The organism is Methylobacterium sp. NPDC097929 (genome assembly GCF_049543375.1).
GTDB lineage: Bacteria > Pseudomonadota > Alphaproteobacteria > Rhizobiales > Beijerinckiaceae > Methylobacterium.
Window position 1 is genome coordinate 114,130 of sequence record NZ_JBMVEP010000007.1, and the last position, 22,669, is coordinate 136,798.

At 70.0% G+C, this 22,669-nt stretch carries 24 protein-coding genes; 17 read left to right on the top strand and 7 right to left on the bottom strand.

Annotation, left to right across the window (positions count from 1 at the left end; translation table 11 throughout):
• The first annotated feature begins 123 nt into the window (after positions 1-123).
• From apaG to ACPCJR_RS17300, 3 genes are read left to right on the top strand one after another with little or no spacing between them, the layout of a single operon-like run.
• Complete coding sequence (gene apaG / locus ACPCJR_RS17290) at positions 124-516, top strand: Co2+/Mg2+ efflux protein ApaG (RefSeq protein ID WP_110352034.1); 393 nt, start codon at positions 124-126, stop codon at positions 514-516.
• Positions 513-1,691, top strand: a complete 1,179-nt coding sequence (gene argE, locus ACPCJR_RS17295; RefSeq protein ID WP_391512913.1) for an acetylornithine deacetylase — start codon at positions 513-515, stop codon at positions 1,689-1,691. The genes apaG and argE overlap by 4 nt, the downstream gene beginning before the upstream one ends.
• Before the next feature lie 10 nt (positions 1,692-1,701).
• A complete protein-coding gene (locus tag ACPCJR_RS17300; RefSeq protein ID WP_391512911.1) occupies positions 1,702-2,622 on the top strand; it encodes a bestrophin family protein in 921 nt (306 codons plus the stop codon).
• 268 nt (positions 2,623-2,890) lie between these two features.
• On the opposite strand, the gene ACPCJR_RS17305 is transcribed toward ACPCJR_RS17300, so the two are convergent.
• A complete protein-coding gene (locus tag ACPCJR_RS17305) occupies positions 2,891-3,757 on the bottom strand; it encodes a formate/nitrite transporter family protein (protein ID WP_391512909.1) in 867 nt (288 codons plus the stop codon).
• Positions 3,758-3,893: 136 nt separating this feature from the next.
• Positions 3,894-4,631 (bottom strand): competence/damage-inducible protein A, encoded by a 738-nt coding sequence (locus tag ACPCJR_RS17310; RefSeq protein ID WP_391512907.1) that lies wholly within the window; start codon positions 4,629-4,631, stop codon positions 3,894-3,896.
• Between the two features lie 89 nt (positions 4,632-4,720).
• Here ACPCJR_RS17310 and sfsA point away from each other — a divergent pair, with 89 nt between their 5' ends.
• Positions 4,721-5,464 (top strand): DNA/RNA nuclease SfsA, encoded by a 744-nt coding sequence (gene sfsA, locus ACPCJR_RS17315; protein ID WP_391512905.1) that lies wholly within the window; start codon positions 4,721-4,723, stop codon positions 5,462-5,464.
• On the opposite strand, the gene ACPCJR_RS17320 is transcribed toward sfsA, so the two are convergent.
• On the bottom strand, positions 5,424-6,266 hold the full coding sequence (locus ACPCJR_RS17320) for an FkbM family methyltransferase (protein WP_391513102.1): 843 nt from the start codon (positions 6,264-6,266) through the stop codon (positions 5,424-5,426). The two genes, sfsA and ACPCJR_RS17320, sit on opposite strands and share 41 nt — an antisense overlap.
• Before the next feature lie 170 nt (positions 6,267-6,436).
• Here ACPCJR_RS17320 and ACPCJR_RS17325 point away from each other — a divergent pair, with 170 nt between their 5' ends.
• Complete coding sequence (locus tag ACPCJR_RS17325) at positions 6,437-7,201, top strand: alpha/beta fold hydrolase (protein WP_391512903.1); 765 nt, start codon at positions 6,437-6,439, stop codon at positions 7,199-7,201.
• A 40-nt stretch (positions 7,202-7,241) separates the two neighbouring features.
• Here the strand turns inward: ACPCJR_RS17325 and ACPCJR_RS17330 are convergent, their stop codons facing one another.
• The 4 genes from ACPCJR_RS17330 to ACPCJR_RS17345 form a co-directional block, all read right to left on the bottom strand.
• Positions 7,242-8,249: a hypothetical protein gene (locus ACPCJR_RS17330; protein ID WP_391512901.1), complete on the bottom strand. Its 1,008-nt coding sequence runs from the start codon at positions 8,247-8,249 to the stop codon at positions 7,242-7,244.
• An 18-nt stretch (positions 8,250-8,267) separates the two neighbouring features.
• Complete coding sequence (locus ACPCJR_RS17335) at positions 8,268-9,047, bottom strand: ABC transporter permease (RefSeq protein ID WP_110352043.1); 780 nt, start codon at positions 9,045-9,047, stop codon at positions 8,268-8,270.
• Complete coding sequence (locus ACPCJR_RS17340; RefSeq protein ID WP_391512898.1) at positions 9,044-9,970, bottom strand: ABC transporter ATP-binding protein; 927 nt, start codon at positions 9,968-9,970, stop codon at positions 9,044-9,046. Before ACPCJR_RS17340 ends, ACPCJR_RS17335 begins: the two co-directional genes overlap by 4 nt.
• 224 nt (positions 9,971-10,194) lie before the next feature.
• Positions 10,195-12,192: a 4Fe-4S binding protein gene (locus tag ACPCJR_RS17345; RefSeq protein WP_391513100.1), complete on the bottom strand. Its 1,998-nt coding sequence runs from the start codon at positions 12,190-12,192 to the stop codon at positions 10,195-10,197.
• Between the two features lie 185 nt (positions 12,193-12,377).
• On the opposite strand from ACPCJR_RS17345, the gene ACPCJR_RS17350 reads away from it, so the two are divergent.
• The 12 genes from ACPCJR_RS17350 to ACPCJR_RS17405 all read left to right on the top strand — a co-directional run bounded on the left by ACPCJR_RS17350 (position 12,378) and on the right by ACPCJR_RS17405 (position 22,638).
• Positions 12,378-13,139, top strand: coding sequence for a biotin/lipoate--protein ligase family protein (locus ACPCJR_RS17350; RefSeq protein ID WP_391512896.1), 762 nt, complete (start codon positions 12,378-12,380; stop codon positions 13,137-13,139).
• Positions 13,136-13,702 carry a DUF6505 family protein gene (locus ACPCJR_RS17355; RefSeq protein ID WP_391512894.1) on the top strand — a complete coding sequence of 189 codons (567 nt, stop codon included), beginning with the start codon at positions 13,136-13,138 and terminating at the stop codon, positions 13,700-13,702. Before ACPCJR_RS17350 ends, ACPCJR_RS17355 begins: the two co-directional genes overlap by 4 nt.
• Positions 13,699-14,709, top strand: a complete 1,011-nt coding sequence (locus ACPCJR_RS17360) for a DUF6352 family protein (RefSeq protein WP_391512892.1) — start codon at positions 13,699-13,701, stop codon at positions 14,707-14,709. Before ACPCJR_RS17355 ends, ACPCJR_RS17360 begins: the two co-directional genes overlap by 4 nt.
• A gap of 8 nt (positions 14,710-14,717) precedes the next feature.
• Positions 14,718-15,224 carry a DUF3305 domain-containing protein gene (locus ACPCJR_RS17365; RefSeq protein ID WP_391513098.1) on the top strand — a complete coding sequence of 169 codons (507 nt, stop codon included), beginning with the start codon at positions 14,718-14,720 and terminating at the stop codon, positions 15,222-15,224.
• On the top strand, positions 15,221-15,919 hold the full coding sequence (locus tag ACPCJR_RS17370; protein ID WP_391512890.1) for a DUF3306 domain-containing protein: 699 nt from the start codon (positions 15,221-15,223) through the stop codon (positions 15,917-15,919). Before ACPCJR_RS17365 ends, ACPCJR_RS17370 begins: the two co-directional genes overlap by 4 nt.
• 87 nt (positions 15,920-16,006) lie before the next feature.
• Positions 16,007-16,642 carry a TorD/DmsD family molecular chaperone gene (locus tag ACPCJR_RS17375; RefSeq protein ID WP_391512888.1) on the top strand — a complete coding sequence of 212 codons (636 nt, stop codon included), beginning with the start codon at positions 16,007-16,009 and terminating at the stop codon, positions 16,640-16,642.
• A 74-nt stretch (positions 16,643-16,716) separates the two neighbouring features.
• Positions 16,717-16,980, top strand: coding sequence for a formate dehydrogenase (locus ACPCJR_RS17380; protein ID WP_391512887.1), 264 nt, complete (start codon positions 16,717-16,719; stop codon positions 16,978-16,980).
• Between the two features lie 7 nt (positions 16,981-16,987).
• Complete coding sequence (locus tag ACPCJR_RS17385; protein WP_391512885.1) at positions 16,988-19,930, top strand: formate dehydrogenase subunit alpha; 2,943 nt, start codon at positions 16,988-16,990, stop codon at positions 19,928-19,930.
• A gap of 17 nt (positions 19,931-19,947) precedes the next feature.
• Positions 19,948-20,544: a formate dehydrogenase FDH3 subunit beta gene (gene fdh3B / locus ACPCJR_RS17390; protein WP_108938525.1), complete on the top strand. Its 597-nt coding sequence runs from the start codon at positions 19,948-19,950 to the stop codon at positions 20,542-20,544.
• 67 nt (positions 20,545-20,611) lie between these two features.
• The gene (locus tag ACPCJR_RS17395) at positions 20,612-21,649 is read left to right on the top strand and encodes a formate dehydrogenase subunit gamma (protein WP_391512883.1); all 1,038 of its coding nucleotides are present in this window, start codon (positions 20,612-20,614) and stop codon (positions 21,647-21,649) included.
• 93 nt (positions 21,650-21,742) lie between these two features.
• Positions 21,743-21,988: a hypothetical protein gene (locus ACPCJR_RS17400; RefSeq protein ID WP_391512881.1), complete on the top strand. Its 246-nt coding sequence runs from the start codon at positions 21,743-21,745 to the stop codon at positions 21,986-21,988.
• Between the two features lie 44 nt (positions 21,989-22,032).
• On the top strand, positions 22,033-22,638 hold the full coding sequence (locus ACPCJR_RS17405; protein WP_391512880.1) for a hypothetical protein: 606 nt from the start codon (positions 22,033-22,035) through the stop codon (positions 22,636-22,638).
• Positions 22,639-22,669: the final 31 nt, after the last annotated feature.

The following is a 22,669-nucleotide window of genomic DNA, read 5'->3' on the forward strand; positions in this document are numbered from 1 at the left end:
GCTCTCCGCCCTCTTCCACCCGTAGGAAGCCGCGATTGACGAGGTTTCGGGCGCCACGTACCACGACGCGACGCAGATGTCGCGTCGCGGCCTGCGCGCCGTCCACGGGGATGCTTTTTCGCGATGTACAAGGCCGAGACGCGCGGCATCACGGTGACGGTGGAGCCCCGCTTCGTCGAGGAGGAATCCTCGCCGGGCGAGAGCCGCTACTTCTTCGCCTACACGGTCGAGATCGTGAACAACGGCCGCGAGCAGGTGCAACTCCGCTCGCGCCACTGGCGCATCATCGACGGGCGCGGTGCCTGCCAGGAGGTGCGCGGCGCGGGCGTCGTCGGCAAGCAGCCCGTGCTCGAGCCGGGCGAGTCCTTCAGCTACACCAGCGGCTGCCCGCTCACCACGCCGGACGGCCTGATGGCCGGCAGCTACACGATGTCGACCGTCGGCGGCGAAAGCTTCGAGGCCGAGATCCCGGCCTTCTCGCTCGACTCGCCGCACGTGCGCCGCGTCGTCCATTGACGACCTCCGCGGACGGCACCCGCTACACGCCGCTCGAATTGCTGGAGCGGCTGGTCGCCTTCGATACCGAGAGTTCGCGCTCGAACCTCGCGCTGATCGACTTCGTGGCCGATTATCTCGACGGCTGGGGCGTGCCCTACGTCCGCGTGCCCAACGCCGCGGGCGACAAGGCGGCCCTCTTCGCCACGCTCGGGCCGTCCATCGGCGGCGGCGTCGTGCTGTCGGGCCACACCGACGTGGTGCCGGTGACGGGGCAGGCCTGGACCACGGACCCATTCTCGTTACGCGTGGCCGAGGGCCGGGCCTACGGCCGCGGTGCGGTCGACATGAAGGGCTTCGACGCGCTCGCCCTCGCCCTGGTGCCCGACGCCCTCCGGGCGGACCTGCGGCGGCCGATCCACATCCTGCTCTCCTACGACGAGGAGACGACCTGCCTCGGCGTTGCCGACACCATCGCCCGCTTCGGCGCCGACCTGCCGCGGCCCGGCGCGGTGATCGTCGGCGAGCCGACGGGAATGCAGGTGGCCGACGCCCATAAGAGCGTCGTGACCTTCAACACCACCGTGCACGGCCACGAGGCGCATTCGGCCAAGCCGATGCTCGGCGCCAACGCGGTGATGGCGGCGGCCGACCTCATCGCCGAGCTGAACCGCGTCGCCGATGCCATGGTCGCCCGCGGCGACGCCTCCGGCCGCTTCGATCCGCCCCACACCACGGTCCATGTCGGCGTGATCCAGGGCGGCACCGCCCGCAACATTCTGCCGAAGCGCTGCACCTTCCAGTGGGAGTTCCGCGGCCTGCCCGATCTCGACATGGCCGAGATCCCGGCGCTGTTCGCGGCGGCCTGCGAGCGGGTGACCCGCGACCGGCTCAACCGCTACGGCGCCTACGGGCGCATCGAGACAATCGAGGAGGTCGCGGTTCCGGGCCTCGCCCCCGATCCGGGCTCCGAGGCCGAGCGGCTGGCCCTGCGGCTGGCGGGGCGCAACGCCACGATCACCGTGCCCTATGCCACCGAGGCCGGCCGATTCCGGAGTGCCGGCATCCCAACCGTGGTGTGCGGTCCCGGCTCGATCGATCAGGCGCACCAGCCCGACGAGTTCATCACCCTCGACGAGCTGGCCCGGGGCGAAGCGTTCATGCGCCGGCTGGTCGAGGCGTACAGCGCCCCTTAATCCCCCGGCCATGATCGTCCGTCCCCGGCCCAACCTGCTCACCATCCTGTTCGCCATGCGCGGCTCGATCCTGCCGAAGGTCGCGCCGAAGGTGATCGCGATCTGCGCGCTCGCCTGTCTCGTGGTGGCGCTGGAGCAGCGGCACGCGGCGTGGTTCCCCGTCACCGCCGGGATCGGGCCGTTCACCCTGGTCGGGCTGGCGCTGTCGATCTTCCTGAGCTTCCGCAACGGCGCCTGCTACGACCGCTGGTGGGAGGCGCGCCGCGCCTGGGGCTCGCTCATCGTCGAGATGCGCGGCCTCGCCCGGCTCCTGCCCGCCCTTCTGCCCGGCCCCGAGCACGAGGCGCTGCGCCGCCGTTCCCTGCGCCGGGCGGTGGGTTTCGCCCACGCGCTGCACGCCCGCCTGCGCGGCCTCGACGAGGCCGAGGCCGCCGCACCCTGGCTGCCGCCCGACGAGCGCGCCGCCCTGCGGCAGCGACCGAGCGGCGCGGATGCGGCGCTGGCCGGACTGACGCGGGACCTTGCAGAGGCGATGCGGGCGGGGTCGCTGAGCGAGATTCTTTTCGCGAGCCTAGAGCACAAGATCGCCCATCTCTCGGCGATCCAGGCCACCTGCGAACGCATCCACGGCACGCCGCTGCCCTTCGCCTACACCCTGCTGCTCTACCGCACGGCCTGGCTCTACTGCCTGCTGCTGCCCTTCGGGCTCGCCGGCTCGCTCGGCTGGTCGACGCCGGTGGTCGCGGCGCTTGTGGCCTACGCCTTCTTCGGCCTCGATGCGCTCGGCGACGAGCTGGAGGAGCCGTTCGGTACCGATGCCAACGACCTTCCCCTCGACGCCCTGCTCCACGCCGCCGATGCGCCGATCCTCGACGCGCTAGGCGAGGCGCGGCCGGAGCCGCCCCGGGCCGAGCGCTTCATGCTGCGCTGAGGCGTCCCGTCCGGGTTTCGATCGCTCGTGGCATCCGGTTTCCGGTTGATCGCTTCGGTCTCTTCCTCCGTCATGGCGAGGCGAAGCCGTGGCCATCCAGGGCTGCGCACGCGCCGGACAGGTCGCGCCCTGGGTCGCTTCGGCTCCGCCTCGCAACGACGGAGCGGGGCAAAGGCCGGCGCGATCACACGGAGACGATATCACGCCGAGCCCGGTCGTCGCCTCGCGACGACCCGAAGGACAGCCAAGCCGTCGAGCGGTCGGCGCGTCACGCGCTCGTGCGGGCGTCGTCCTCGATATCCGGCGCGACCTGTCCGAAATTGAGCACCGAGACCAAGGTCACCCCGCCGACCACGTTGCCGATCAGGGTGGGCACGAAGAAGCCCCAGAGGTAGGTGGCGAACCCGATCTCGCCGATGGCGACGAGGTAGAACGCATCGACCGAACCGGCGACGATGTGGGCGAGCCCGCACATCGAGACGAGCGAGGTCATCAGCAGGATGATGAAGGGCGCCGCCGAGCCCGAGGCCGGCAGAATCCAGACCATCAGCGCGATCAGCCAGCCCGCGAACACCGCCTTGATCACGGTGGTCCAGAACGGGTCCTCGATGGTGTGCCGGCTGATCTCGGCGAAGGCCTCGCGCACCTCCGGCTTGAAGGCGTCGGTATGGGCCAGCACCGAGGCGATGGCGACGGTGGCCACGATGTTGGCCAGTAGGACGATGCCCCAGAGCCGGGCGACCCGCAGCAGGGCGCCCATGGTCCGCTCGGTCAGAAGCGGCAGGATCGGCGTCACGGTGTTCTCTGTGAAGAGCTGCTGGCGTCCCAGGACGACGATGAGGAAGCCGATCGAGTAGCCCATGCTCATCACGAGTTCCGCCCAGGGCTCGTGCGGCAGGTGCCCCTTCAGGACGCCGGGCACGATCAGCGAGAAGCCCATGGTCAGGCCGGCGGCGAAGCCCGAGAGCGAGAGCGCCACCCAGGTCCGGCGCATCTCCTCCTCGCCCTCGCGGCGGATGATCTCGTGGAGAATCAGCGCGTCCGGCCGGTGCGCTTTCTCGACCTGCGCGTCGTCCTTGTCGCGGGTATGGGCGCCGTGGGTGCGGGGCTGCTGATCGCGGGGGTCCTGGGACATCGGATCCTCGGGGGTCGTCTCACCGCAGCCCAACGTACGGCACCGCTTGCGCGCTCCTCACACGTAGAAATTTATTGCAGGAGCGACCGCGGAATAGGGAACGACGATGCATGCCCTTCGCGAGAAGCGCTCGTCCCTACGGTCGGAGTCCGGCGAGCAAGTGCTCGATCGCGGCGCGCGCCGCCGCAACCGCCGCCCGGTCGCGTCCGCGCACGACGATCCGGTTGCGAAACCCTTCCGGCGTCATCGAGGGGTAGGAGCCGATGGAGACCGCGGGATGGGCCGCCGCGATTTCCGTGAGGGCGCCGGCGAAGTCGCCTTCCGGGATGGCGCCCGCCTCGATCGTCTCGGAGATCACCGGCGCGTTGCCCGTCAGCGTCGGACGGATCTCGTCGAGCATGGCCTGCAGGATCTGCGGCACGCCGGCCATGACGTGGACGTTGCCGATGCGAAAGCCCGGCGCCTTCGAGATCGGGTTGGCGATCAGCTCGGCCCCGTCGGGGATGCGGGCCATGCGCAGCCGCGCCTCGTTGAGATCCTCCGGCCGGTGGCGTTCCAGCAGCATGGCCCGGGCGCGCGGGTCCACGTCGATGCCGACGCCGAAGGCCTCGGCGATGCTGTCGGCGGTGATGTCGTCGTGGGTCGGGCCGATGCCGCCGGAGGTGAAGACGTAGGTGTAGCGCGCCCGCAGCGCGTTCACCGCAGCGACGATCTCGGCCCGCTCGTCCGGGACGATGCGCACCTCGCGCAGATCCACGCCGATCTCGGTCAGCATCTCTGCGATGGTGCCGATGTTCTTGTCCTTGGTGCGGCCCGACAGGATCTCGTCGCCGATGACGAGGATGGCGGCGGTGACGTCGGAACCCTGGGACATGCGGCCTCGGTGGCAATGAGCGGAGAGGAAAGCTAGGGCGCGTCTGCCAGAAAGCGAAACTCGCGCTGACCGCGCCCGGACCCGTCCCGATGCAGTTCCCCCTCCCCCTGATCGAAGGGCGCCTCGTGCGGCGCTACAAGCGCTTCCTCGCCGACGTGGAACTCGCCGACGGCCGCCTCGTGACGGCCCATTGCGCCAATCCCGGCGCGATGCTGGGGCTCGACACGGAAGGGTTCCGGGTGCTGCTCTCGCCCTCGACCAGCCCGACGCGCAAGCTGAACTTCTCCTGGGAGCTGGTGGAGGCCCACCTGCCCGGCGGGCCGCAATGGGTCGGGATCAACACCGCGCGCCCGAACGCGCTCGTGGCGGAAGCCTTCCGCGCGCAGGCGATCACGCCGCTCCTGGGCTACGAAACGCTCCGGCCCGAGGTCGCCTACGGCAAGGCGAGCCGCGTCGATTTCCTGGCGAGCGGCGGCGGGCTGCCGCCCTGCCACGTCGAGGTGAAGAACTGCCACCTGATGCGGACGCCCGGACTCGCCGAGTTCCCCGATTGCAAGGCCGCGCGCTCGGCGCGCCACATGGAGGAACTGGCCAACGTCGTCGCCGCGGGCGGCCGGGCGATGCTGATCGTGGTGATCCAGATGAAGGCCGAGGGCTTCGACGTGGCCCGCGACATCGACCCGGCCTTCGATCGCGCCTTCCGGGCGGCGCGGGCGGCGGGCGTGGAAACCCATGCCTATCGCTGCGCCGTCGGCCCCGAGGGCGTCACGATTGCCGAGGCCGTCCCGATCCTCACGCCTGAGGGGACGGGGTCCGCTCGAACATCAGGTTGAGCCGTGTGCGGGCGATCTGGCGGTAGCCGTAGCTGTGCAGCAGGCTCGGCAGGTCGATCTGCCACTGGTCGGTGCCGTTCTCGAGGATGATCAGCGCCGGGCGCAGGCTCGGCGGCGCGTCGCGCAGGAACGGTTCGAGGATCAGATCCTCGGCGCCCTCCGTGTCGAGCTTAATCGCGTCGATGCGCTCGATGCCCTCGGAGCGGCACAGGCCGAGCAGGGTCACCGAGGGGACGCGGACCGTGGCGTTCTTGTGGGTGCCGACGATCTTCACGCTCGACTCGCCGCGGTTGCGCGGATCGATGAACAGGGTCAGTTCGCCCGCCTTGTCGGCCACGGCGCAGGCGATGGCCTTGACGGTGCCGAACGGGTTCTGCCCGATGTTGAAGGTGAGCCGGTCGAACACGTCCGGCTGCGGCTCGACCGCGAGGATGCGGGCGCGCGGCCCGGTGAAGCCCGCCACGAACAGAGCGTAGGCGCCGATATTCGCCCCGATGTCGAGAAACACCGCATCCTCGGACAGGCGCTGCTTCAGCAGCGCCCGCTCCTGCGGATCGAAGAATTGCGGCGTGAACAGCACCTTCTTCTCGCAGTTGTTGTTGTAGGGGTGCAGCCGCATCCGCGCCCCGTAGCGCTCCACGTCGAGGGGCCGCCCGCGCAGCATCGAGATGGCGAGGCGCCGCAGGAACATCGCCATGCGCCGGGCGCGCCAGGAATGGTCGGGCAGCCGCTGCGTGCGCTCGGCGATCCGCGCCACGAGGCCGGTGGGGGCGTAGGTGCCGTAGGGTGAAGAATCCGTCATCGTGGCCGGGTGATGCCAGCCCTGCGGGGCGGCGGCAAGTCGCGCCCCCATTCCGGGATGACGGTCCGGGCCGAAGCCCATCGCGGCGAGGGCCAAACGTTCGGCATTGTCGCGCGATCGTGCGGCCCGGCCTTTGACATCGGCGCGCGGGCGCCCGATGACACGAACCCATGCAGAGCTTCGATTCCGACGGCGTCCAGATCGCCTATATCGACGTTCCGACCAAGGCCGGAAGCGGCGATCCCGTCCTGCTGATCCACGGCTTCGCCTCGAACCACGCGGTGAACTGGGTCAACACCCTCTGGGTCAAGTTCCTGACCGAGGCGGGCTACCGGGTCATCGCCCTCGACAACCGCGGCCACGGCCAGAGCGAGAAGCTCTACGACCCCGCCGCGTACACCTCCGAGCACATGGCCGGCGACGCGGTGCGGCTCTTGCGCCATCTCGGCATCGGCCGGGCGGACGTGATGGGCTACTCCATGGGCGCCCGCATCGCCGCGCATATGGCGCTCGACCATTCCGACGCGGTCCGCTCGCTGCTGATCGGCGGCCTGGGCTTTCACCTCGTGGACGGGCACGGGCTGCCGCAGGGGATCGCCGAGGCGCTGGAGGCACCGCCCGGCACGCCCGCCCCGAACCCGACCGCGGCGAGCTTCCGCATCTTCGCCGAGCAGACCAAGAGCGACCTGCGGGCGCTGGCCGCCTGCATCCGCGCCTCGCGTCAGACGCTGTCGCGGGCCGAACTCTCGGCCATCGACACGCCGACGCTCGTGTCCGTCGGCACGCTCGACACGGTGGCGGGCTCGGGCCCCGAACTCGCCAAGCTGCTGCCGAATGCCCGCGCCCTGGACCTGCCGGGCCGCGACCACTCGACGGCGGTGGGCGACCGGCAGCATCGCAAGGGTGTCCTAGAGTTCCTGGCGGAGCGTCCGTAGGCTTTTTCGAGAGCCGCCTCGAAAGCCTCGGCGCGGAAGCTCAGCCCGCCTGGGCCGGATCGCCGAGCCAGTCCGGCACCCATCGCGCGGGCCGCGGCGCGCCGCGAAGGTCGGCCCGGGCCTCCTCGATCGGCGCCGGAACCCCGCCGATGGCAGGGCGGCCCTGATAGTCGAAGCGCGGCAGGATGCAGCCCTCTCGATCGAGGGCGAACTCCACCTCGAACCAGAGGCCGAGATCGGGGTCGTCTGCCCGCTGCGCCTCGCGAAGCGAGCGCAGCAGCGGCTCGATGGCGGGCGCCTCCGGGAAGGACTGGGACCCGGAACGAAAGACCTGCGCCTCGTAATGCGTCCCGACGATCGCGGCCCTGAAGCGCGTGCGGTCCCAGGGGTTCTTTCCGCGCGGGCGGTGGGCGGCCAGGGTCTGCCCGATTTCCCGGAGGATCGGATGCTCGGCCCAGTAGGCCTCGCACTGGTTCATCCAGGCTTCCATCCGGGCCGGGAAGACGTTCTGATCGGGCTCTTCGTCCGCGAGCGCGTTCAGGTGCTCAGGCCCGATCCGCTGCGAGAGCCAAGCCGCGAGATCGTCGAGCGCGCCGCCATCCGTCATCGCGGTCTCGGACTCATCCTCGAATTCCTCCTCATCCGCGTCGGCCGGGGCCAGATCGCTCCAGGCCGAGTCCGCGAAGGCGTTGCGGGAGAGCTTGGCCAGAAAGCCTTCGAGGGAGCCGGCGACCACGGCCGCGTCGCCCTCCGAGCCGAGGCCGACGACCGCACTGTCCGCCGACGGCACGCCGTCGGGATGCCAGAGCCCGACGAGCGAGCCGTCGGGTAGGTAGAGGAAAAGCGAGAATTCCCGACGCAGGGCTTCGCCGTTGAGGATGGGCGCCTCGTCGCTGAGCGTGCCCCGCAGCTGGTAGCAGCCGAGGCTGCCCCAGCGCCGGCCGTCGAGCCAATCCGCGAAGTCGCGAAGCAGGGCCGGCGGTTCGTGCCCCGGCGGGAACGCGAGCGGCAGGCTCTCGCGCCGGACGATGTAGGGATCGAACGTCATCGGTCCTCGGGAATCGCGTCAGCTCTTGAGACGATACCCCGTGCGGAAGATGTAGGTCACGAGCCCGAGGCACAGGGCGAGGAAGGCCAGGGTCGCGGCGATGCTGATGCCGACCGCCACGTCGCCCTTGCCGAAGAAGGCCCAGCGGAAGCCGCTCACGAGGTAGACCACCGGGTTGAACAGGCTGACCGCCCGCCAGAACGGCGGCAGCATGTCGATCGAGTAGAAGCTGCCGCCGAGGAAGGTCAGCGGCGTGACGATGAGGAGCGGCACGAGCTGGAGCTTCTCGAACCCGTCCGCCCAAAGGCCGATGACGAAGCCGAACAGGCTGAAGGTGATTGCGGTGAGCAGCAGGAAGAACACCATCCAGAACGGGTGCTCGATGTGCAGGGGCACGAACAGGGCGGCGGTGGCGAGGATGGTCAGTCCGATGACGATCGCCTTGGTCGCCGCCGCGCCGACATAGCCGAGCACGACCTCGAAGGGCGAGATCGGCGCCGACAGGAGTTCGTAGATCGTGCCGGCAAAGCGCGGGAAGTAGATGCCGAAGGAGGCATTGGAAACGCTCTGCGTCAGCAGCGAGAGCATCATCAGCCCCGGCACGATGAACAGGCCGTAGGGCACGCCGTCGACCTGCTGCACCCGCGAGCCGATCGCGGCGCCGAACACCACGAAGTAGAGCGAGGTCGAGATGACCGGCGCGACGATGCTCTGCAGGGCCGTGCGCCAGAAGCGGGCCATCTCGAAGCGGTAGATGGCGAGGATCGCCGGGACGTTGAGCATGGACACGGCCTTCATGCGCGCTCGCGGACGAGATCGACGAAGATGTCTTCGAGCGAGCTCTGGCTGGTGTCGAGATCGGTGAAGGCGAGGCCCGCGGCGGCGAGATCGCCGAGCAGGCCGGTGATGCCGGTGCGCTCCTTGCGCGTCTCGTAGGTGTAGACGAGTTCGCGCCCGTTCGCCGCGACCTGGAGATGGTAACGGGCAAGGCTCTCGGGCAGGCCCTGGACCGGCTCGCGCAGGTGCAGGACGAGCTGCTTCTTGCCGAGCTTGCGCATCAGCTCGACCTTGTCCTCCACGAGGATGATCTCGCCCTTGCGGATCACGCCCACCCGGTCGGCCATCTCCTCGGCCTCCTCGATGTAGTGGGTGGTGAGGATGACGGTGACGCCCTGCTCGCGCAGTCGCCGCACGAGGCGCCACATGTCCTGGCGAAGCTCCACGTCGACGCCCGCGGTCGGCTCGTCGAGGAAGAGCACCTGCGGCTCGTGGGCGAGCGCCTTTGCGATCAGCACGCGCCGCTTCATGCCGCCCGAGAGCTGCATGATCCGGCTCTCGCGCTTGTCGTAGAGGGACAGATCCTTGAGCACCCGCTCGATATGCGCCGGGTTCTTGCTCAGCCCAAACAGCCCGCGGCTGAAGCTCACCGTGTCCCACACCTTCTCGAAGGCGTCGGTGGTCAGTTCCTGCGGAACGAGGCCGATCAGGCGGCGCGCGGCGCGGTAATCGTCGCGGATGTCGTGCCCGCCGACGCGAATGACGCCCTCGCTCGGGGTGACGATGCCGCACACGACGTTGATGAGGGTCGATTTGCCGGCGCCGTTGGGGCCGAGAAGGGCGAAGATCTCGCCCCTGGCGATGTCGAGGTTCACGTCGCGCAGGGCGTGCAGGCCCGAGGCGTAGACCTTCGACAGGTTCGCGATCGAGACGATCGGGTGCATCTGGGCCTGAAGCTGACGGATGGGGCGCGCCCTATAGCACGCGGTGCGCAGCGATGAACCCAGCCGGCAGCGGTTACAATCTGCTGAGTTTCGTTTCCCGTTTGGGATGCAACCTCAGGAACCCAATCCCCGCCGCGCGGCTTGAACCCACGTTCTCCTGCGACGATCGATCCCCTGACCGGCCCGCCCTCGCTTCGACGGCGGGTCGTCTTTTGATACCGCCGTCAGCTCTGCACCGGCTTGCCGGACTCGCGCTCGCGCAGGTAATCCTCCGTCGTGCGCGGCTTGGTCGGGGGCGCGGCGTGCGGATCGAAGCCCGTATTGAGTGCGGCCTCGACGCGGCAATCGTCGCACATCATCAGCGAGCGGATGCGCTGCTCGCCGGCCTCGCCCGTGAACATCCAGTGCCGCTCGCGCAGCTTGCCGATCACCCGCTCGATCGTCGCGCGGGTGCCGAAGGGCTTGGCGCAGGACACGCAGCAGAAGGGCTCCTCCTCCTTCACGACCCGGCGCGGCAGGCTCCAGGCCTCGAAGTCGATCTGCGGCTTGAGGCTGATTACGTCCTCCGGGCAGGTCGCGGCGCACAGGCCGCACTGCACGCAGAGGCTCTCCTCGAAGGCGAGCAGGGGCCGGTCGGTGCTGTCGGTCAGCGCGTGGGTCGGGCAGGCGCCGACGCAGGAGAGGCAGAGCGTGCAATCCTCGGTGCGGAAGGCGAGCCCGCCGAAGGGGGCGCCGGCCGCGAGCGGCACGGCGGCGACCAGACTCGGCGCGGCGGCGTGCATCTCGCGGAAGGCGAGGCGCAGCATCTCGCGCTTGCCGCCCACCGGCACGAAGCCCGCCGGCTTCGCCGTCGCCCGCCCGAGGCGGCCCGCGCGCAGGGCCGCCCCGAGCGCGTCGGGATCGTCGGTCTCGATCAGGCCGACCACCGGCGCCTCGGCCCCCTCGCCGTAGCCGAGCGCCTCGGCGAGCGTGCGGCTCAGGGCGACGGTGCGATGCAGGCTGTCGAGATCGTGCTTCGGGCGCCCGCGCACCAGCATCCGCACGCCGACGGCGCCGTAGGCGAAGAGGGCGGCCACGGTCTCGGGGCCGAGCTGCGTCACCTCGTTGACCCGCACCGGCAGGACGTGGGCCGGCAGGCCCTCGCCGTAGCGGCCGAGGGCGTCGATCAGCGGCTCGCCGTGGTCGCCGTCGTGGAACAGCACCACCGCGTCCGCGCCCCCGGCGGCGCGGTAGGCACGCAGGAGCGTGCGCAGCCGGCGCATCAGCGCGTCGGCAGGGGGAAGCGCGTAGGCGGCCGCGCCCGTCGGGCAGACGGCGGCGCAGCTGCCGCAGCCGGCGCAGACGTAGGGGTCGATCGCCACCGTGTCGCCGGCCGAGGCGATCGCGCCGGTCGGGCAGACCTCCAGACAGCGGGTGCAGCCGGTGATGCGCGAGCGGGAATGGGCGCAGAGTTCGCCGCGGAAGTCGATGAAGCGGGTCTTGTCGAACGCGCCGACGAGGTGGGAGGCGGCCATCACCGCCCGCTCCACCGAGGCCGGGTCGCGCGGGTCGGCGCGCAGATAGCCGCTGCGCGTTTCGTGCGCGGGAAAGAGCGGGGTGCCGCCGGTCAGGTCCAGGACAAGGTCACAGGTCGAGGTGGCTCCGTCCCGCGCTTGGCCGAAGACGAGACGGGTGCGCGAGGACGGGGCCGGCAGGGCGTAGTCGTCGATGCGCAGTTCGAAGGCGCCGAGATGACCGGTCGCCCCGCGCACCGTCCCTTGGAGCACCGGGAACTCGTTGCGGTGCAGCGGCGCGACCTCGCCCGGCCGGCTCAGGAGCACGGTGACATCGAGATGCTCGGCCAGGCGCCGCCCGGCATCGATCGCGGCCTCGTCGCGCCCGTAGATCAGCGCCACACCTCGGCTCTCGAGGGGCACGGTTCCGGCGACCGGCACCGGCTCGGCCGCCGCCGCGAGCAGCGCGGCCATCTTCGGGCCGGACGCGGCGGCATCCGAGGACCAGCCGGCGGTCTCGCGGATCTTGGCGAAGGTGACGCGCTCCTCCGCGCCGAGTTCGGCGGCGACCTCCTCGAAGAGCGGCGCCTGAAGGGTGCAGGAGACGGTAATGGGCCGGCCCGTCGCCAGCGCCTCCCGGAAGCGGTCCAGCTCCCGGCCGCAGAGCTGGTCGGCGGTGCCGACACGACCGCCGCAGCCCCTTTCGAGGGCCGCGACATCGAGCGGCATCGTCTTCTCGCAGGAGCAGGCGAACACGAGACGATCGGACACGATTGAACCTGGGACAATGGGAGCGTGCGGAGGCCCTTCGCGCGGGCGCCCGCCTTCCATATACTCGTATCGTTCAAAACTACGAACGGACATGCGGGCGCAGGCGGCCTCGCAAGTGCTCCGCTCCGACCTGAAACCACTCGATGACCGATCCCGATTCCGGCCTCGCCCTTCTCCGCACCGCACCGCTCGTCCTGCCGCCGGCCTTCACCGGGCTGGTCACGGCCGCGCCCTTCGACGCTGCGGATCAGGCCTGCCGACTGGCCGAAGCGGGCGAGGCGGAGGCCGGCACCCTGCTGCTGGAGGAGCGCGAGGACCTCATCGCCTTCGCGGTCGTGCTCGCGCCGACCGAGCCGCTGGCAACGGCCCGCCGCGCCATCTTCGTCGGGATGCAGGCGCTGGCCGACGCAGTAGGAAGCTTCGGGCCGCCGGAGATCCCGGTGATCTTCCGCTGGCCCGACACGCTGAGCTTCAACGGCGCCCGGCTCGGCGGCGGTGCCCTGCGCTGGCCCGCGGCCTGCGACGAGGCGGAGGTGCCGGACTGGCTTGTCTTCTCGGCGATGCTGATCGTCTCGAAGCGGGCGGCGGGCGACCCCGGTCTGACGCCGGACTCGACCTCGCTCGAGGAGGAAGGGTTTCCGGCGGACCTGCGCGAGGCCCTGGTCGAGAGCTTCGCGCGCCATCTCACGAAGGCGTTCGAGATCTGGAGCGAGGACGGGTTCGCGCGCGCGGCGAGCCGCTACCTGGCGCGCCTCGCGCTGCCGGAGGACGGCTGCGCCGCGATCGAGGCGAACGGCGATGCCCGCGTGATCCGGGGCGGGGACATCACCGAGATCCTGCCGCTGCGGCCGGCCCTGGACGCGCCGACCTGGCGCGACCCGGCCACCGGGAGCGTGCGTCTGTGAGCCTCGGCAAGCTGCCGCGCACCCTGCGGCTCGACCCCTCCGACACCTTCGTCTTCGCGCACGCCGCCGAACCCGGCGAGTGGGCGGTGACGGGCTCGTTCCTGTTCTTCGACGCTGACCTCGGCGCGCTCGCGGGCAAGGAACGCGCGGCCTTCCGCTCGGGCTTCGTCGGGGTGGGCTCTCTCGGCTTCTCGACGCTCGTCGTCGTCAGCGAGGCGAGCGCGGCGGAGCGCGCCGAGGCGGTGGCGACGCTGGCCGGCCACATCCTCGAACGGTTCGGCGCGCCGAGCCCGGAGGCCGCCCGCGCGGCGGCCGAGGAGGAGATCGCGGTGGCCGCCTCCCTTTGCAACCTGCCCGTCGGCAGCGTCGTCGCCCTGCATCGGAGCGCGCGCGGCGGCGAGATCGCGGAGGAGTTCCGCACCCTGCACCAGCGCCCCCCCGGGTCCGACCCGCTGCATGGCCGCGCCTTCCACTTCGTCGAGACCGACGAGGATGGCCCGGAGGAGCAGGCCGATCTCGTCGGTCTCATGAAGGGCGCCTCCGCCGAGGCCGAGAGAGCATGACCGAGTTCTGGGTATCGAGCGGCCACCACCTCACGCAGCGTACCGAGGGCGGCGGGCTCGCGGTCACCGACGAGCTGATTCTGGCCTATCTGGCGCGGCCCGAACTCGTGCCGCCGGAGGAGGCCTGCGCGGCCGAGCGCGCGCTTCACGCCGCTCTCCTCGCCGCGCCGCGCCGCCCGGTCTCGAGTGTGGAACTCGACCGGCTCGCGGACGCGGATGCGCGCGAGAACTGGGAGGTGATGCTGGCCTTCCGCGACCGGCTTCTGGCGGCGCGCTCCGTCGAGGCGGCCTATCTCGCCCTGGTGCGCGGCGGCCTGCAGGGCGTGCCGGGGCTGTTCCTCGCGCAGCTCACCCACCTGATCCTGCGCAATGCGCTCGACGGGTGCGAGGACCCCTTCGTCCTGCGCGCCGCCGAACTGTTCTTCCGGCCGCAGCGGGTCAGCCTGCACGAGGGCGCGGTGCTGCTGGCCGATGCCGAGGTGATCGAGGCGCGGGAGGGCGGCGCGCCGCTCTCGCCCCTCGTCTCCATGCTGGGCAAGGAGGCGGCCAACGAACTCGACGTGCTCGGCGAGGACAACGCCTGGACCTACTGGAGCCGCTCGGACGCCTTCACCATGGCGCTAAATCTCGGCTCCAGCGCCCGCAGCCGCGAGGGATTGGCCCGGGCGATCGAGGTCTTCGTGCGCCATCTGCTGAACGCCGAAGTGACGGTGACGCCCCTCGACCGGCTGGAGGACCCCGACTGGCGCTGGTTCGTGGGGCTGGATGCCGAGGGCACGCGCATCGGCAATCGGCTCTGGAACGGCGAGGCGCTGGATGCGGCGACGCGGGAACGGGTCATCGCCGTGTTTTCCCTGACCTTCGCCGATCCGGCCCAGGTCGATCCGCGCGTCGGCGAGCGCCCGGTCTACCTGCTGCTCGCCATGAGCGCGGACAAGACGTTGCAGCTGAAGCCGCAGAACCTCGTTGTCGGATTGCCACTGGCTTCCGACCGAGCGGCCGCGTGAGGACGAGCATGACGCCGGAAGACCGCTTCGAGGTCGGCATCATCGTGGCGCGCCGCCGCCTCAAGGGGCCGTGGGCGAGCCATGTCTGGATGCCGGTGGCCGCCCTGCCCGCCGCCGCGCAGGCCGAGCCCTGGACCAAGCTCTCCGAGACCGAGGAGGAGGCCACCTTCTACGCGGGCGCCTTCGAGGTCTCGCTGCACATCGGTGAGACTGCGCATTACCGCGACAACCTCGTCTCCGGCCGCCCCTCGCTCTGGGTCTCGCTGCGAACCACCGCCGAGGACAGCTACGAGATCGCGAGCGTCACCGCCGACCCCTACGAGGGCGAGTCGATGGCCGAGGGAATCGGCGAGATCGTCGAGGCCGTGCCGATGCCGCCCGAGCTGCAGGCCAAGCTGCTGGCCTTCTTCGAAGCCTTCCACATCGAGCGCACGTTCGAGAAGCGCAAGCGCGACCGCGCCGATCCCGAGGCGCTGGCCCGCCGCGCCCCCGGCTCCCAGGGCAAGCCCGAATGAGCGAGACCTTTCTCTCCCGCTGGGCCCGGCGGAAGGAGGCGGTCCGCGCCGAACGCCCCGAGACGCCGCCGGCCGCTCCGGAGACGGATGGGGCGCAAGTGCTGCCCGGACCCGATCTCACCTCCGCCGGGGCGGTGCCGCCGCGGGTGGACGCGGAGCCCGAAGGAGCGGCGCTCGCCGAGTTGCCCTCGCTCGAGACCCTGACGGCGCAAAGCGATCTCACCGCCTTCCTGCGCGCCGGGGTGCCGGCCCCGCTGCGCAACGCGGCCCTGCGCCGGATGTGGTCGCTGGACCCGTCGATCCGCGACTTCGTGAGCGAGGCGCGTGAATACGCCTACGACTGGAACACGCCCGGCGGCGTGCCAGGCCTCGGCCCGCTGCTGCCGAGCGACAACGTGCAGGCGATGCTCGACCGGCTCGTCGGCGGCGTTCCCCCCAAGGACGAGGCCCCGACCGAAGAGGTGCAGGAGGAACCGACCTCCCCTGCCGAGGAGCCGGGCGAGACCGCCGTCGCAGCCCTGCCCGACGCGTCGGCTCCTCCAGCGCTCGAAACACCGACCGCTGCAACCGATCCACGTCCGATCGATAGGATGCACGTTCCGGTTGAGGCCTCCGCAACCACCGTGCCCGAACCGGCGTCGACGCCCCCGGAACGGCCCCGCCTGCGGCGCCATGGAGGGGCGATGCCCGTGTAATTCACGCGCATTTCGATTGCGGCAAACGGAAACGCTTTTTATTATCGGTCCAAAGAAGCCGGTCCTGGGACGGACCCGAGGGAAACGATGGGTTCGGTTGCGTCGGTGATGGCACTTCCGGAAAACGAGGTGCCCGGGTTCGGCGGCTTGACCGACGACGTCGACCTGCTGCGCGCTCAGCAATACGACCTGTTGGCGGCCCTCCTGGGTCGGGCACCGACGCCGGCCCTGCTCGCGGCGCTCGCCGCGCTGCCGGAGGGTGACGGCGTTCTGGGCCGGCAGGTCTCGGCCCTGCGGCGCGCCGCGGCCGATATCGGCGCGGCGGATGTCGAGCGCGAGTTCTTCGCGCTGTTCATCGGTGTCGGGCGGGGCGAGCTACTTCCCTACGCCTCCTACTACCTCACCGGCTTCCTCAACGAGCGTCCGCTGGCGCGGGTGCGCGAGGACTTCTTCGCGCTCGGCATCGAGCGGGACGAGTCGATGAGCGAGCCGGAGGATCATCTCGCGATCCTCCTGGAGGTGATGGCAGGGCTCGCGGCGGGGCGGTTCGAAGCGGAGCCCGGCCTGCAGGGCCGCTTCTTCGCCCGGCACGTCGAGCCCTGGGCGGGGCGCTTCTTCGCGGACCTGGAGGGTGCGAAGGCGGGCCGGTTCTACCGCGCGGTCGGGGGGCTCGGCCGCGCCTTCATCGAGATCGAGGCGGAAGCCTTCGCCATGGAAGGCTGAAGCGCTTGCGCGACGTGACAAACGGAATCGAGGCGCGTTGTCATCACAGGCAGCCGCCGGAGGAGACGAGGGTGATGCGACAGGATCCGAAGACGCTCGGTCGTCGCCAGTTCTTTCGGGCGCTCGGGGGCAGCACCGTGGCCGCCGCGGCGGCGGTCGCTTCGCCGATGGGAGCGACGGAGGCACAGGCCTACGATCCCGGCAACGACGAGACCAAGGCCCGCTACCGCGAGAGCGACCACGTGAAGGCGTTCTACCGCACCAACGGGTACGAGACCCTCAAGAAGAACACCGATCCGGCGTCGACCGGTCCCAAGTCTTCCATCGGCCCCAAGTGAGGCTGCCATGCTGATCAAGCGCAAGAGCGGCGAGGCTGCTCGCACCAAGCATCAGGCCGTCGCCGCCGGCCTCGCGTCGGGCGTGCTCGACCGCCGCGCCTTCCTCCGCAAGTCCGGGCTGACCGCCGGTGCGCTCGCGGCGGCCGGCACGATCCAGCTCGGATCGGTGCGCAAGGCCAAGGCCGCCGGCTCCTCCGCCGTCGGACCGGACACGGTGATCAAGAAGAACGTCTGCACCCACTGCTCGGTGGGCTGCACGGTCACGGCCGAGGTGGTGAACGGCGTCTGGGTCGGCCAGGAGCCGTCCTATGCCAGCCCGATCAACCGCGGCACGCACTGCGCCAAGGGCGCGGCCATCCGCGAACTCGTCTCCTCCGACCGCCGCCTCAAGTACCCAATGAAGCTCGAAGGCGGGCAGTGGAAGCGGATCTCGTGGGATCAGGCCTACGAGGAGATCGGCGACAAGCTGATCCAGATTCGTGAGAAGAATGGCGCGGATTCGGTCTACTGGCTCGGCTCGGCCAAGTTCACCAACGAGGCCTCCTACCTGATGCGCAAGTTCGCCGCCCTCTGGGGCACGAACTCGATCGACCATCAGGCACGCATCTGCCACTCCACCACCGTGGCCGGCGTGGCCAACACCTGGGGCTACGGCGCTCAGACCAATTCCTACAACGACATCCGCAACGCCAAGACGATGATCATCCTCGGCGGCAACCCCGCCGAAGCGCACCCGGTCTCCCTGCAGCACGTGCTGTCGGGCAAGGAGATCAACCGCGCGAACATGATCGTCATCGATCCGCGCTTCACCCGTACGGCCGCTCACGCCACCGAATACGTGCGCATCCGCTCCGGCACCGACATCCCGGTGGTGTGGGGCATCCTCTGGCACATCTTCCAGAATGGCTGGGAGGACAAGGAGTTCATTGCCCAGCGCGTCTACGCGATGGACGACGTGCGCAAGGAAGTCGCCAAGTGGACGCCCGACGAGGTCGAGCGCGTCTCCGGCGTGCCGGGCGAGCAGCTCAAGCGCGTCGCGGAGAAGTTCGCCAAGGAGAAGCCGGCGACCCTGATCTGGTGCATGGGCGCGACTCAGCACACGGTCGGCACCGCCAACGTGCGCGCGCTCTGCATCCTGTGCCTGGCCACCGGCAATGTCGGCAAGCCGGGCACCGGCGCCAACATCTTCCGCGGCCACACCAACGTGCAGGGCGCGACGGATCTGGGCCTCGATGTCACCTCGCTGCCGCTCTATTACGGCCTCGTCGAGGGCGGCTGGCGCCACTGGGCCCGCGTCTGGGACGTCGAGTACGAGTGGCTGCAGTCGCGCTTCGATGAGGTCCCGGCGGCGGCCGGCCGCAAGGCCCGCACCCGCAAGGAGAACATGGAAGCGCCCGGCATCACCTCGACCCGCTGGTTCGATGCCGTGAACCTGCCGCCTGAGCAGATCGACCAGCGCAGCCCGATCAAGGCCTTCATGGTGTTCGGCCACGGCGGCAACACCGTGACCCGCATGCCCGAGGCGATCGAGGGCATGAACAAGCTGGAACTGCTGGTGGTCGCCGACCCGCATCCGACCACCTTCGCCGCGCTCGATGCCCGGCAGGACAACACCTACCTGCTGCCGATCTGCACGTCTCTGGAGATGGACGGCTCGCGCACCGCCTCGAACCGCTCGATCCAGTGGGGCGAGCAGGTCGTGAAGCCGGCCTTCGAGTCGAAGAACGACTACGAGGTTCTCTACAAGCTCGCGCAGAAACTCGGCTTCGCCGACAAGCTGTGCAAGAACATCAAGGTCGTCGACGGCATTCCGGAAGCCGAGGACATCCTGCGCGAGATCAACCGCGGCGGCTGGTCGACGGGCTATTGCGGTCAATCGCCGGAGCGGCTGAAGGCGCATATGCGCAATCAGCACAAGTTCGATCTGGTGACGCTGCGCGCCCCCAAGGACGATCCGGAGGTCGGCGGCGACTATTACGGCCTGCCCTGGCCGTGCTGGGGCAAGCCCGAGATCCGTCATCCGGGCTCGGCCATCCTCTACAACACCAACCTCCACGTGAAGGAGGGCGGCGGCACCTTCCGCGCGCGCTTCGGCACGGAGCGCAACGGGCAGACGCTTCTGGCCGAAGATTCCTTCTCGAGGGGCTCGGACCTGACCGACGGCTACCCCGAATTAACCTTCGGGGTGTTCAAGAAGCTCGGCTGGGACCGTGACCTGACGCCCGAGGAACTGGCCACGATCCTCAAGATCGGCGGCGAGAAACCCGACACCGTCAGCTGGGCCACCGACCTGTCCGGCGGCATTCAGCGGGTCTGCCTGGACCACGGCGTCTCGCCCTTCGGCAACGGCAAGGCCCGGGCCAATGCCTGGAACCTGCCCGACCCGGTGCCGGTGCATCGCGAGCCGGTCTACTCCTCCCGTCCCGACCTCGTCGCGAAGTACCCGACCCGGCCCGACGAGCGGCAGCTGCGCATGCCGAACATCGGCTTCTCGGTGCAGAAGTCGGTGGTGGATCGCGGCGTGGCCAAGGACTTCCCGATCATCCTCACCTCCGGACGCCTCGTGGAATACGAGGGCGGCGGCGAGGAGACGCGCTCGAATCCGTGGCTGGCCGAGCTGCAGCAGGACATGTTCGTCGAGATCAACACCGGCGACGCGGCCGAGCGCGGCATCAAGGACGGCCAGTTCGTCTGGGTCACCGGGCCGGAGAATAGCTCGAAGGCCAAGGTGAAGGCGCTGGTGACCGACCGCGTCGGCAAGGGCGTGGCCTTCATGCCCTTCCACTTCTCCGGTTGGTACCAGGGCAAGGACATGCGCGACTACTACCCGAAGGGCACCGACCCGGTGGTGCTCGGCGAGAGCGTGAACACCGTGACGACCTACGGCTTCGATCCTGTGACGGGCATGCAGGAAACGAAGTGCACCCTGTGCCAGATCAAAGCGGCCTGAGAGGAGCGACCCGAACCATGGCCCGGATGAAGTTCCTCTGCGACGCGGACCGCTGCATCGAGTGCAACGCCTGCGTCACGGCCTGCAAGAACGAGCACGAGGTGCCGTGGGGCATCAACCGCCGCCGCGTCGTCACCCTCAACGACGGCAAGCCCGGCGAGCGCTCGGTCTCCATGGCCTGCATGCACTGCACCGACGCGCCCTGCGCGGCGGTGTGCCCGGTGAACTGCTTCTACACGACCGCCGACGCGGTGGTGCTGCACTCCAAGGACATCTGCATCGGCTGCGGCTACTGCTTCTATGCCTGCCCGTTCGGCGCGCCCCAGTATCCGCGCGTCGGGAACTTCGGTTCGCGCGGCAAGATGGACAAGTGCACCTACTGCTCGGGCGGCCCGGAGGCCGACTTCTCGACCGCCGAGTACGAGAAGTACGGCTCGAACCGTCTGGCCGAGGGCAAGCTGCCGCTCTGCGCCGAGATGTGCTCGACCAAAGCGCTGCTGGCGGGTGACGGCGAGATGATCGCCGAGATCTACAAGCAGCGTGTGATCAAGCGCGGCTACGGCTCCGGGGCCTGGGGCTGGAAGACGGCCTACCGCGAGACCGTCGCGATCTGATCCGGCTCCGCGGGCGCGAAGGACGCCCGCGGGACCCAACCAAGAGACGCCTGGAAAGGATAAGCCGATGCGGCGGGTAACGACCCTCTTCAGCACCCTCCTCGTCGCGGCGATGCTGGTCGCGGCGCCGGCGGCCTTTGCTCCGGTGCAGGCCCAGAACCCGATCCAGGCCGACGGCCAGAACCCGATGGGTGCGCGCCCGACGGCGGATTCGGTGAACGAGGAGCTTCTGTTCAAGCAGGATTCGAAGATCCGGGGCCGGATCTCGATTCCCGACGGCAAGGCCGCCAACCTGATCCAGCCGCAGGGCCGCGAGTATCAGAACTTCCGCGAGGGCTGGCTGCCCTGGATCGGCGCGCTCGCCATCCTCGGCATGGTGGCCGCGCTCGGCGCGTTCTTCCTCTTCCGCGGCCGCATCATGATGGAGCATAGCCAGGAATCGGGGAAGAAGATCGTGCGCTTCAACGCCTTCGAGCGCTTCACGCACTGGATGACGGCAGTCTGCTTCATCATCCTCTCGCTGTCGGGCCTGAACTACATCTTCGGCAAGCGGCTGCTGATGCCGCTGATCGGCCCCGACGCCTTCGGCGCCGTCTCGCAATGGGCCAAGTACAGCCACGTCTACCTCGCGTGGCCGTTCATGCTCGGCGTCGCCTTCATGTTCGTCGTCTGGGTGCGCGACAACATCCCCAGCAAGGTCGACTGGGCCTGGATCAAGGCCGGCGGCGGCCTGATCGGCAAGGGCCACCCGCATGCGGGCCGCTTCAATGCCGGCCAGAAGGGCGTGTTCTGGATGGTGGCCGGGTTCGGCGCCGCCATGGGCGCGACCGGGCTGATGATGCTCTTCCCGTTCGCGCTCCTCGACATCAACGGCATGCAGGTCATGCAGGTGATCCACTCGCTGATCGGCATCGTCTTCATCGCCGGCATCCTCGCCCACATCTATATCGGTACGCTCGGCATGGAGGGCGCCTACGACGCCATGGGCAGCGGCAAGGTGGATCTCGCCTGGGCCCGCGCGCACCACGACCTTTGGGTCGAGAAAGAGCAGGCGCGCACCGCCAGCGGGCCGCAGCTCAAGGGCCATCCGGCTCCGGCCGAGTGACAGGAGTCAGGGCCGGCTGCGCGGGCCGGCCCTCGCCGAGGGGCAGACGATCCGCGCTCATCGAGGCCTGAGGCCTCCAGGGACGACACGACCATGAAAGCCTTCCTCGCCGCCATCGTTGCCGCGATCGCCCTCGGGGTGCTGGCGATGCTTGCGCTCACCAGCAGCCAGAAGTTCGCCTATCAGGCCTTCGCCACCTCCGGCGCCCGGGTCTCGGAGCCCGGCACCAACCTCGTGGGCCCCCGCTGGAACGGCAACACGGCGCCCGACGAGATGGGGTCCGAGGCCGAGCCGCACGGCAAGGCCGAGGGAACGGCCTCGCAGCCGAAGCGCTCCTGAGCGCTGGCCGAGACGAAGCGACGAGACACGAGGGAGTGAGCCCGATGAAGCCTGCGTCCATCACCCGGCATCTGGTCGGCGGCCTCGCGGCGTCCGCGCTCCTTCTCGGCGCGGCGTCGGCGCAGGAGGCCGGCCAACCCGCCGCCGCCCCCATTCCGGTCGCCGCGGGCAAGCCGGCCAACCTGTGCCAGGAACTGGTCGCCTTCGTGAAGGCGCCGGAGCCGGCCAACAAGGCCGCCGCGACGCCGCCGCAGCAGGCGACCGCCGTCTCGAACCCGTCGGGCAAGACCGAGGGCGCCAAGCCGTCGGGCAGCAGCGAACCGCAGAAGACCTCGGGCCTCAGCGGCCCGACGAACGAGGGCGGAAGCGGGCCGGCCCCCGGCCCCGCCACCAGCGCGGCGTCGGGCAACCCGGCGGACAACCACAATGCCAAGGCGAACGCCCTCGCCAAGTCTCCCCCGCCCCCGGCGGCGCCCGCGCCCGCCCCGAAGCCCGACCCGGCGGTGGTGGAGAAGATCGAGGCGGCGGCCGGTGCCAACGACCTCGCCGCTTGCCGGGCCGCGGCCCGGTCGATGCGGCGCGCCGGCGTGGCGCTGCCCCCGCCCCTGCTCGCCCTCTCGGCACTCGACCCCAAGTTCTTCGCGCAGTAGCGCGTCGGGGCGGAGCGGGGACGCTCCGCCT

Bases quoted from the DNA above. Each gene is read 5' to 3' on its own strand.
- ACPCJR_RS17335 (WP_110352043.1), bottom strand. From the start codon at position 9,047: ATGAAGGCCGTGTCCATGCTCAACGTCCCGGCGATCCTCGCCATCTAC.
- ACPCJR_RS17365 (WP_391513098.1), top strand. From the start codon at position 14,718: ATGACGCCGGAAGACCGCTTCGAGGTCGGCATCATCGTGGCGCGCCGC.
- apaG (WP_110352034.1), top strand. From the start codon at position 124: ATGTACAAGGCCGAGACGCGCGGCATCACGGTGACGGTGGAGCCCCGC.
- ACPCJR_RS17370 (WP_391512890.1), top strand. From the start codon at position 15,221: ATGAGCGAGACCTTTCTCTCCCGCTGGGCCCGGCGGAAGGAGGCGGTC.
- ACPCJR_RS17340 (WP_391512898.1), bottom strand. From the start codon at position 9,970: ATGCACCCGATCGTCTCGATCGCGAACCTGTCGAAGGTCTACGCCTCG.
- ACPCJR_RS17310 (WP_391512907.1), bottom strand. From the start codon at position 4,631: ATGTCCCAGGGTTCCGACGTCACCGCCGCCATCCTCGTCATCGGCGAC.
- ACPCJR_RS17395 (WP_391512883.1), top strand. From the start codon at position 20,612: ATGCGGCGGGTAACGACCCTCTTCAGCACCCTCCTCGTCGCGGCGATG.
- ACPCJR_RS17300 (WP_391512911.1), top strand. From the start codon at position 1,702: ATGATCGTCCGTCCCCGGCCCAACCTGCTCACCATCCTGTTCGCCATG.
- ACPCJR_RS17305 (WP_391512909.1), bottom strand. From the start codon at position 3,757: ATGTCCCAGGACCCCCGCGATCAGCAGCCCCGCACCCACGGCGCCCAT.
- ACPCJR_RS17380 (WP_391512887.1), top strand. From the start codon at position 16,717: ATGCGACAGGATCCGAAGACGCTCGGTCGTCGCCAGTTCTTTCGGGCG.
- ACPCJR_RS17350 (WP_391512896.1), top strand. From the start codon at position 12,378: ATGACCGATCCCGATTCCGGCCTCGCCCTTCTCCGCACCGCACCGCTC.
- ACPCJR_RS17400 (WP_391512881.1), top strand. From the start codon at position 21,743: ATGAAAGCCTTCCTCGCCGCCATCGTTGCCGCGATCGCCCTCGGGGTG.
- fdh3B (WP_108938525.1), top strand. From the start codon at position 19,948: ATGGCCCGGATGAAGTTCCTCTGCGACGCGGACCGCTGCATCGAGTGC.
- ACPCJR_RS17375 (WP_391512888.1), top strand. From the start codon at position 16,007: ATGGGTTCGGTTGCGTCGGTGATGGCACTTCCGGAAAACGAGGTGCCC.
- ACPCJR_RS17330 (WP_391512901.1), bottom strand. From the start codon at position 8,249: ATGACGTTCGATCCCTACATCGTCCGGCGCGAGAGCCTGCCGCTCGCG.
- ACPCJR_RS17360 (WP_391512892.1), top strand. From the start codon at position 13,699: ATGACCGAGTTCTGGGTATCGAGCGGCCACCACCTCACGCAGCGTACC.
- sfsA (WP_391512905.1), top strand. From the start codon at position 4,721: ATGCAGTTCCCCCTCCCCCTGATCGAAGGGCGCCTCGTGCGGCGCTAC.
- ACPCJR_RS17345 (WP_391513100.1), bottom strand. From the start codon at position 12,192: ATGCCGCTCGATGTCGCGGCCCTCGAAAGGGGCTGCGGCGGTCGTGTC.
- ACPCJR_RS17405 (WP_391512880.1), top strand. From the start codon at position 22,033: ATGAAGCCTGCGTCCATCACCCGGCATCTGGTCGGCGGCCTCGCGGCG.
- ACPCJR_RS17325 (WP_391512903.1), top strand. From the start codon at position 6,437: ATGCAGAGCTTCGATTCCGACGGCGTCCAGATCGCCTATATCGACGTT.
- ACPCJR_RS17385 (WP_391512885.1), top strand. From the start codon at position 16,988: ATGCTGATCAAGCGCAAGAGCGGCGAGGCTGCTCGCACCAAGCATCAG.
- ACPCJR_RS17320 (WP_391513102.1), bottom strand. From the start codon at position 6,266: ATGACGGATTCTTCACCCTACGGCACCTACGCCCCCACCGGCCTCGTG.